Genomic DNA, 9314 nt, shown 5'->3' with positions numbered 1-9314 from the left:
GACAATTTAGGCTGAAACTGGACTACCAGTTTCTTTGAAATAAAGTAGCTTTGCTGCGTAGATGTTAGGGACTGGCTTTGTGTTATTAGTTTAAATATATAAAGCTAGAAGAGCATCAAGTGTTAGCCAAGAAAATAAATTTATCGTGCCTGTCCCATTTGTTATGGAGCCAATGTTTAGAGGTATTGATTGTCTAAATCTTTAAATAAAACTAAATTGAAAAGTACGTTCAGTATTACTATGAACGAAGAGAGTAGTAATAACCACAACTATTAACTATTCACTCTTAGCTTTTAACTTGAAATATGTAATATTTTCAAAATGTGTAGCCATAACAAGAAGGACAGGCGTACCAAAGTATATTTTCCATAAGTTATTTTCACAGTGAAATCGAAAGGTTATCTATAAAACCTAAAGCAATCAAAGCCAGTCCTATATAGAGAAAAAAGTAGAAAATTCTATATAGTAAATCAAGTAATATATGGTAAATATTGTTGATTATTTTCTTTAGTTATTATATACTTTTAGTGGTACGTTTTAGCTAAAATAACCACTAAAAATTTTTCGTAAAATATTTTATAAAAAATAAAAAATAATATATAAAGTATGTTTTTTTCTCAACGATAAATGTAGTGAGACCAAGAACAAGTTAATGATTTTTAGTTATCACATATTGGGCATAATCAAATAAATAATAAGTCAACATTCACAAACAAATATGTTTTGAAGCTTTGTCTTTTTATTTCAGTTTATATGTCTTAGTTAAAATTAGCAGATACAGAAGGTAGCAATGATGTTATGTTTTCTGGCAGGATGCCAGAGGGATTTTAAAATTGCTCTTCTTATCAGTTAATTTCGTTTAGGGGGATTCATAAAAATGCTAGTGTTAGGTCGTAAACCTGGAGAATATATAGTTGTAAACTATAATGGTTTAGACGTAAAGGTGCAAGTTATTAAAAGCGAGGATGGTCACTTAAGACTTGCTATAGATGCACCGAAAGAGGTTAAAATTACAAGAGGTGAAGTTTGGGAAGAAAAACAATTTCAAATTTCAGAGAAAGACATTGAGAAGAATGGTATAAAAGAAAGAACAACTATATAGCAATGGAGAATTGACAATTGACAATTATGGATGAAAGTGAAATCCACTTTCTTTCAAATAGTATATATAGCTGTTTGTTACTTATATAGGAAAGTAAGCTCCTATTTAAGTTTGAATTTAATATGGTGAAAAGCGTTTAGGAAGAACGATTTTCTTTAAAAATTAGCAGGAAGCTAGGATTTGAAGAATATCGTTCTTTTTGCATAACTAGCAAGAAATTATTAAAAAATTAATCAGTTATTAATTTCTATATAGAAATTAAAATAAATAAAAAATAAATTTTGGTGGAAAAGGATGTCCACTTTAAAATCAAGGAGGTACTTATTATGATAATTAATCACAATATGAACGCATTAAATGCTCACAGAAGCATGGTAGGAAACACAGGAGCAGCTGGTAAATCTATGGAGAAACTTTCTTCAGGATTAAGAATAAATAGAGCTGGAGATGACGCTGCAGGACTAGCTATATCTGAAAAAATGAGAGGACAAATCAGAGGACTTGATCAAGCATCAAGAAACTCTCAAGATGGTATATCTATGATACAAACAGCTGAAGGTGCATTAAATGAAACTCACAGTATTCTTCAAAGAATGAGAGAATTAGCAGTACAAGCTGGTAATGATACAAATAATGGTTCAGACAGAGGTCAAATACAAAAAGAAATTAACCAACTAACTTCAGAAATCAATAGAATAGGAAATACTACAGAATTTAATACTCAAAAATTATTAAATGGTAACAAAGCTGGGGAAGCTGGAAAAGCTGGTGATGTGATTACAGGAACTAAGGGTGCATATGAATTAAGTGGAACTTTAGTTGCTGGAGAAGTTACAATAGATGGAGAAAAACTTACAATATCAGGTACAGCTCAAGATGATTTATATAAATCTTTAGTAACTGAAATCGGAAAAAATGCAACTTTAAAAGCTAAATATGATGTTGGAGCATATACAGATGGTGATGAAAAACTTACATTAACTCAAAAAACAGCATCTGATGAAGCTATGACATCAGTAGGTGCTACAGTAAAAGAAACAGTTAAAGGAGTAGCAGATAAGACACTTACAGAAGATGTTGAAGGAAAAGCAACACTTCAAATAGGAGCAAATGAAGGACAAACAATTACAATTGAAATGTCAGATATGAGAGCTAAAGCATTAGGATTATCAGGAACAGGCGATGATTTTACAACTGGAGATGATAATAAATTAACAGATAATAGTGGCAGCGAGGAGCATGGTTTAGATATATCTACAGCAGCTAAGGCTACAAAAGCAGCAACTACAATTCAAAAAGCTATAGATGACGTATCTTCAGAAAGATCAAAACTTGGTGCTTACCAAAACAGATTAGAACACACAATCAACAACTTAGGAACATCTTCAGAAAACTTAACAGCAGCAGAATCAAGAGTTAGAGACGTTGACATGGCTAAAGAAATGATGACATTCTCTAAAAATAATATATTACAACAAGCTGCTCAAGCTATGCTTGCACAAGCTAACCAACAACCACAAGGTGTTCTTCAATTATTAAGATAATTTGAGAGTGTTATAGGAAACCGAAATATCGGTTTCCTTTTTTGTGTATGAAAAAATAAGGATTAAGAGGTTTAGCACGAAACTGGACTACCAGTTTCTTTAGAATTTAAAAGAGTAAAATCTGAGTTTGGGAGATAAAACAAATAAAAGCTATATTCAAAATGTACAGCCATAATAAATGGGACAGGCACGAAAGGTATAGTTCCATAAAATAAAACGTAGCTCTTATAATTTAATTACCGTAAATAAAAAAAGTTAGCCAGTCCCTCTAAAGTAGTTAATAGTTAAGAGTTAACAGTTAAAAGTTCAGGTTGAAACTGGATTACCAGTTTCTTTCAATTTAAGGGAGTTAAAACTTTATTACTCAATAAAAAAACTAGATAAAATAGATTGCTGATCAAAGAACCAGTACTTGAACAGGAAAGTAGAGAGCCTGTTAGGTACTGGTTTTTTGTATTTAATAAATAATCTTCTAATTAATATTAAGAGCGTTAGTGATAAACCTTGAAATAATCACCATATCCCTAAATTAATTTGATGAGAAAGGTAACAAAGTTTTATTGTTTTCAATATATTAAATAGAGGAAAAAAATTAAGGAATGATTGGTTTTCATAAGGAAAATTTTTTATAAATGTTTATATAGTTAAAAACAAAGACTTTGACAATGAATAATAATTATTTAAACTTGAAAATCAGTAAGTCCTTGCAACTAGGTAGATAGTGATATTTTTATATATTCATAACAAAGAATAAACTTTATTGTTAAAAACTTATGATGAAAGTTTTAGATGTGCATGAATTTATTTAGGGATATGGAGGCAATTAAGATGAGATTAGGGGTTATAGGTTTAGGTAATATGGGAAGTAATCATGTTAAGGTTTGTTGTAAGGTTAAGAACGCATCTTTAGTTGGATGTTGCGATATAGATAGAGAAAAGGTTGATAGGGTATCAAAGGAATATAATCTCAAAGGATTTTACGATTATAAGGATATGTTAGAGGAAGTGGATGCTGTTATAGTAGCTACTCAAACTGTATATCATTATGATGTGGCAAAGTTTTTTATAGAAAATGGTAAAGATGTTTTAATAGAAAAACCAATTACATTAAAGTATGAGGATGGAAAAGAACTAATAAGGTTAGCTAAGGAAAAAGATGTAAAACTTGCAGTAGGTCATGTTGAAAGGTTTAATCCAGCAGTTGAAGCACTAGCTGGTATTTTTAAAGAAGAGGAAGCAATAGGTATTAGTGTAAAAAGAATGAGTCCAATGGACAATAGAGTTCAGGATATTGATGTTATTTTAGACTTAATGATACATGATATAGATGTTGTTTTATCGCTTATGGGGGATAAAAATATAAAAAATATTGAGGCTGTGGGCAGGATAATTAAAAAAGAGTCAATGTTAAATAATAGCTGTGATCATGCAACAGCTCTAATTAAATTTAATAATAATATTATTGTAGATATTACAGCAAGTAGGGTTAGTGAAAAAAAGGTAAGGACCTTATCTTTAAATAGTATTGATAGTTATTATGAGCTTGATTATATAGATAAAAGCTTGACTATATATAGGCAGTTAAAAAGCAATATAGATAATAATATAAGATGTGCTAATAGGTATAGTAAAGAAGAAGTTTTTATAAATTTTGGAGAATCTTTATTAAAACAAAATCAAAATTTTGTTGATGCTATAGTTAGCAATGTGCCTTTAAAAGTTAAGGGTGAAGATGGTTTGTTAGCTTTAGAAGTTGTAAATAAAATACGTGGAAAAATATATGAAAATTTATAATTATATGGGGGAGTGATGCGATGAGTTATTTCAAGCACAGTAGTGCAGAAGTAAGTGAAAATGCCAATATAAAAGATGGAACAAAGATTTGGAACAATTCTCAAGTTAGAGAGAACTGTTTTATAGGTGAGAATTGTATAATTGGTACCAATGTTTATATAGATTTTGATGCTATTATAGGCAATAATGTAAAAATACAAAATGGGGTTAATGTGTATCATGGTGTTGTTATAGAAGATGATGTATTTGTAGGACCTAGTGTTACATTTACAAATGATATGTATCCTAGGGCTTTTAACAATGATTGGGAAGTTGTAGGAACATTAATAAAAAAAGGAGCAGCTATAGGAGCAAATTCTACTGTTATATGTGGAATAACCATAGGAGAGTATGCAATGGTAGGTTCAGGTAGTGTTGTTGCAGATGACATAAATCCTTATGAGCTAGTAGCAGGAAACCCAGCAAAAAAGATAGGATATGTTTGTAAGTGTGGAAATAGATTAGATGAAAATCATCATTGTGATAAATGTAATTTGACATATAAAGAAGATAATGGAATATTAAGTATTTAGCTAAATATTTATAATAAAATGACTAGCTAAAATAAATTAATGAGCAAAGAATCAGTATTTGAGCTGCAAAGCAGCGTATATATCAAGTGTTGGTTCTTTGTTTATTTAGATGTTATATAATGGACAAAGTCCCTCTTGTCATGGAGGCAGAACTTGAGGTAATTGATTGTTTGATTTAGGTGTAAATTTTTAGAAAATTGACAATGAACAAAGGAGAATTGACAATTTAGGTTGAAACTGAAGTATCAGTTTCTTTGAATTTAAGAGAGTAAAATTTGAGTTTTAGAGATTAAACTAACCAAAGCTATATTCAAAATGTACAGCCGTAACAAATGGGACAGGCACGAATGGTTTAGCGGTGTAAAATGAAAATCAGCTCTTAAAATTTAATTACAATAAATAAAAGAAGTTAGCCAGTCCCCTTAAATAGTTAAGAAGTTTAAAGAAATTGACAATGGACAATTGACATTTGACAATGGTGGAGGAAACTGGATTCCAGTTTCTTTTTAATTTAAGGGAGTAAAATTTAAGCTGAAGATATAAAACAAACTAAAGATATATTCAAGGTTCGCAGCCGTAACAAGAAGGACAGGCGTATCTAAGTATATTTTCCATGAGTAATTTTTACAGTGAAATCATAATGTTATCAATAAAATCTAAAGCAATCAAAGCCGGTCCTAAAATAGCAGCTCTGCTATGTATATGTTTGGGACTGGCTTTGATTTATTAGTTAAAAAATATAAAACTAGGAGAGCATCAAATATTAGCGGAGAAAATAAATTTATCGTGCCTGTCCCATTTGTGATGGAGCGAACACTAGGAATAATTGCTTATTTAAAGGTTTCACTAAAACCCAAATAGGGGGACTGGTTCTTTACTTGTTTTATTGTGGAAATACAGCAATTTTGGAATCTACAGTTTAAACGAAGAAAATATCCACAAATGAACCTGTCCCACTTGTTATGGGATTAAGACTGTAAAGATTTGATTGTTTAGATGTGTTACTAAAATAAGTGATGGGGACCGACTTTGAGCAGTATTGAAGAAAAACTAAAATCAACAAAAGTATCTAGCCCAAAGTATAGTAAAGTAGCCAATAACGCGTCTGTCCCTCTTGTGATGGAGGTGGAACTTGGTATAGTTGCTTACTTAGTTGAGGTAGTTCTTTGGAAATTGACAATGGACATTGGTTGAAACTGGACTACCAGTTTCTTAGAATTTAGAGGGAGTAAATCCTAGGTTTGTGATATTAAATTAAACAAAGTTAGATTCAGGTTTTACAGCCGCAACAAATGGGACAGGCACGAATGGTGTATACCCATAAAATAGAGAGTAACTCTTTAGATTTAGTTACCATAAGTAAGAAAAGCTAGCCAGTCCCCAGGTAGCTACTATGTAGCATAGTTGTTCGGGAATGGTTTTAAATTTTTAGATAGAAGTATAAAGTTAGAAGAGCTTTAGAGAGTTAATAGTTAAGAGTTAAGGTTGAAACTGGATTCCAGTTTCTTTTTAATTTAAGGGCATAAATGTTGAATTGAAGATATAAATCTAACTAAAATTAAATTCAAAGTTCACAGCCGTAACAAGAAGGAGAGGCGTACCGAAGTATATTTTTTATAAGTTATTTTCACGGTGAAACTGAAAGGTTATCAATAAAATTTAAAAATAGTAATTGATAATCATTCTTAAATAGAGTAAAATATTACCTGGGAATAAAGAGAAAATAAGGAGAGGTTTAAATGAGTAAAAATATAATAAGAAGGAAGTTATCGAATAGAAGCATAAAAATACAGATGACTAGTGAAATTATTTTAGCATTTTTAGCTGTTTTATTGGCAGTAATTATTATGGTGAATGTAGTTGCTGTAAGAATACTTGGAGAAAATACTAAAAATACAATGGTATCAATGACGACACAGGTTTCGCAAACCATTGGAAAGACTAATGAAAAAAACATTCAGTTGGTTAATCTTTTAAGTAATACTTATTTTGTAAAGGATAAAAACATAGATGTAAATAAAAAAATTGAAATGTTAGAGTCTTATAAAAAGGATTCAAGTATAGTATTTTTTTCAATAACAGATAAAGATGGGAATGTTCACTCTAATGCTAGTGTTAATGGTGTTAATGTTAAAGATGAAAAGTTTTTTCAAAGTTCTATGGAGGGAGAGATTTATACAGAATCCACTAGATTTTTAGATGAAATAAATAAGTATGTCATTACATATAGTTGTCCAATTAAGGATAACAACGAAATAGTAGGTGTTTTAACTGTTGCTGAAGATGCAGAAATTATGTCAAAAGCACTTAGTGAAATAGAGTATGGTAACAGTGGCGGTATATATATTATAGATCAATATGGATACACTGTTTTAAGTAATACATTTGAAGATATTGAGAAGAAAGAAAACATAATTAAACAGTCTGAAACAGATAGTATTGCTGTACCTGTAGCAAAGGCACATAAAGATGGTATAGCTGGAAATAGTGGAGTAGAAGAATACAGTATAGAAAAACAAAATAAATATATAGCGTATTCACCTATTAAAAGTTCCAATGGATGGGTTACTTGTATTTGGATTGAGAAATCTGAGGTATTAAAAAGTCTAGATAAAATACAAGAAATACTGATAATTATAGCTTTAGGGGCAATGGTTTTAGCCACAGTTACAGGATTAAGTATATCGAGAAAATTTGGAAGATATTTAGAAAAAATTAAAAATGCTATAGGTACTATGGAAGAAGGAGATTTTACATTAACATTTACGAAAGAAGAACTAGAAAATAAGAATGAAATAGGAGATATTTATAGAGTTATTCATAAAAGTAAAGGCTCTATAGGTGAAGTTATAAAATCTGTTATGGAAAGTAGTAATGTAGTAACTGAGCAATCTAAAGTTTTAAATAATTCTTCAAATCACATGGTTTTAGGTTCTCAAAATATTGCTAATGCTATACAGGAAACTGCAAGAGGAAATGATGAGCAAAGCAATGGGCTTAATAATATAAATTTATCTATGAAAAATTTTGAAGAAAAAATTATTTCTATGAATGATGAAGTTTCTAATATAAGCACTATGGCTGAAAAGATAGGAGTTCAAGTAGAAGAAAGCAATAGTGATATGGAAGGCTTAATTAACTCTATTGAAAATTTTAATGATAATTTTAAACAGTTCAGCAATGTAATAGCAACTGTAAATAACAAAGTAAACTCAGTAAATGATATAACTACAGTTATAAATAATATATCAGAGCAAACTAATCTTTTAGCATTAAATGCGGCAATTGAAGCAGCTAGGGCAGGAGATGCGGGAAGAGGATTTGCAGTTGTTGCAGATGAGATAAGAAAGCTTGCTGAGCAAAGTAAAAACTCTGCAATTGAAATAACTAAAGTCATTGAAGAGGTTTTAGAAGAAAGTCAAAATATGCAATTTGGAACAAAAATTATGAATCAAGATGTTAATAGTCAAAGGGAAAGCATAAATAAAACTATAGAATCCTTTAAAAGTGTTGGACAATTTATAAAGGACATAGTACCTAAAATGGAAGAGATGAAAAATTATTCTCAAGAAGTTAGTGATGAAAGTGAAATTATATCAAGAAATTTAGAGAGTTCTACAGCAATAGCAGAAGAAATATCAGCAACAACGGAGGAAGTATCAGCAACAACAGAAGAGCTAAATAGTTCCGCAGAGGAAGTAGCCAAAGCAGCAGAAGTTTTAGTTGATTTAACAGTAAATTTAAAAGAAAAGATAGAAGTATTTAGAATTTAATTGTATTAGTTGAGAATATATATTAAATAGAAATTGACAATGGACAATTGACATTTGACAATGATGGAGGAAACTGGGGGTTAGATAGTTAAAAGTTAATAGTTCAGGATGAAACTAGACTGCCAGTTTCTTTTGAATTAGAGGGATTAAAATTTAAGTTTGAGAGATGAATCTAACTAAAGCTATAGTTAGGGTTTACAGCCGTAACAAGAAGGACAGGCGTACCAAAGTATATTTTCCATAAGTTATTTTTACAGTGAAATCGAAAGATTATCAATAAAACCTAAACTAATCAAAGCCGGTCCTAAAATAGCAGCTTTGCTGCGTAGAGGTTCGGGACCGACTTCGAGCAGTATTGAAGAGAAACTAAAATCAACAAAAGTATCTAGCCACAAGTATAGTAAAGTAGACAATAACGCGTCTGTCCCTCTTGTTATGGAGGTAGAACTTGGGAGAAATTGATTAGTTAGTTGAGGTAGAGAGTTTTAAAAAATTTACAATGGAGAATTGACATTTGACAATGTTGGTC

At 30.4% G+C, this 9314-nt stretch carries 8 protein-coding genes; all 8 read left to right on the top strand.

Annotation, left to right across the window (positions count from 1 at the left end):
* Nucleotides 1–877: 877 nt before the first annotated feature.
* The 8 genes from CSGHG_RS06545 (at nucleotide 878) to CSGHG_RS24120 (ending at nucleotide 9247) form a co-directional block, all read left to right on the top strand.
* Nucleotides 878–1102: a carbon storage regulator gene (locus CSGHG_RS06545; RefSeq protein ID WP_010293605.1), complete on the top strand. Its 225-nt coding sequence runs from the start codon at nucleotides 878–880 to the stop codon at nucleotides 1100–1102.
* 326 nt (nucleotides 1103–1428) lie between these two features.
* Nucleotides 1429–2646, top strand: a complete 1218-nt coding sequence (locus tag CSGHG_RS06540) for a flagellin N-terminal helical domain-containing protein (RefSeq protein WP_010293604.1) — start codon at nucleotides 1429–1431, stop codon at nucleotides 2644–2646.
* A gap of 828 nt (nucleotides 2647–3474) precedes the next feature.
* Nucleotides 3475–4440 carry a Gfo/Idh/MocA family protein gene (locus CSGHG_RS06535; protein WP_010293603.1) on the top strand — a complete coding sequence of 322 codons (966 nt, stop codon included), beginning with the start codon at nucleotides 3475–3477 and terminating at the stop codon, nucleotides 4438–4440.
* A gap of 20 nt (nucleotides 4441–4460) precedes the next feature.
* Nucleotides 4461–5012, top strand: a complete 552-nt coding sequence (locus CSGHG_RS06530) for an acyltransferase (RefSeq protein WP_010293601.1) — start codon at nucleotides 4461–4463, stop codon at nucleotides 5010–5012.
* Nucleotides 5013–5708: 696 nt separating this feature from the next.
* Nucleotides 5709–5873, top strand: coding sequence for a hypothetical protein (locus tag CSGHG_RS23865; protein ID WP_207635859.1), 165 nt, complete (start codon nucleotides 5709–5711; stop codon nucleotides 5871–5873).
* Between the two features lie 168 nt (nucleotides 5874–6041).
* Nucleotides 6042–6206: a hypothetical protein gene (locus tag CSGHG_RS23085; RefSeq protein WP_155844736.1), complete on the top strand. Its 165-nt coding sequence runs from the start codon at nucleotides 6042–6044 to the stop codon at nucleotides 6204–6206.
* A 545-nt stretch (nucleotides 6207–6751) separates the two neighbouring features.
* Nucleotides 6752–8785 carry a methyl-accepting chemotaxis protein gene (locus CSGHG_RS06515; protein ID WP_010293600.1) on the top strand — a complete coding sequence of 678 codons (2034 nt, stop codon included), beginning with the start codon at nucleotides 6752–6754 and terminating at the stop codon, nucleotides 8783–8785.
* A 318-nt stretch (nucleotides 8786–9103) separates the two neighbouring features.
* Nucleotides 9104–9247, top strand: a complete 144-nt coding sequence (locus tag CSGHG_RS24120; RefSeq protein WP_235700108.1) for a hypothetical protein — start codon at nucleotides 9104–9106, stop codon at nucleotides 9245–9247.
* The last annotated feature ends 67 nt before the right edge of the window (nucleotides 9248–9314 follow it).

Origin of the sequence: Clostridium senegalense JC122, from assembly GCF_000285575.1 — a bacterium.
Classification (GTDB): domain Bacteria; phylum Bacillota; class Clostridia; order Clostridiales; family Clostridiaceae; genus Clostridium_J; species Clostridium_J senegalense.
The sequence above is the reverse complement of the archived record's forward strand: the minus strand, read 5'-3'. Positions and strand labels throughout refer to the sequence as shown.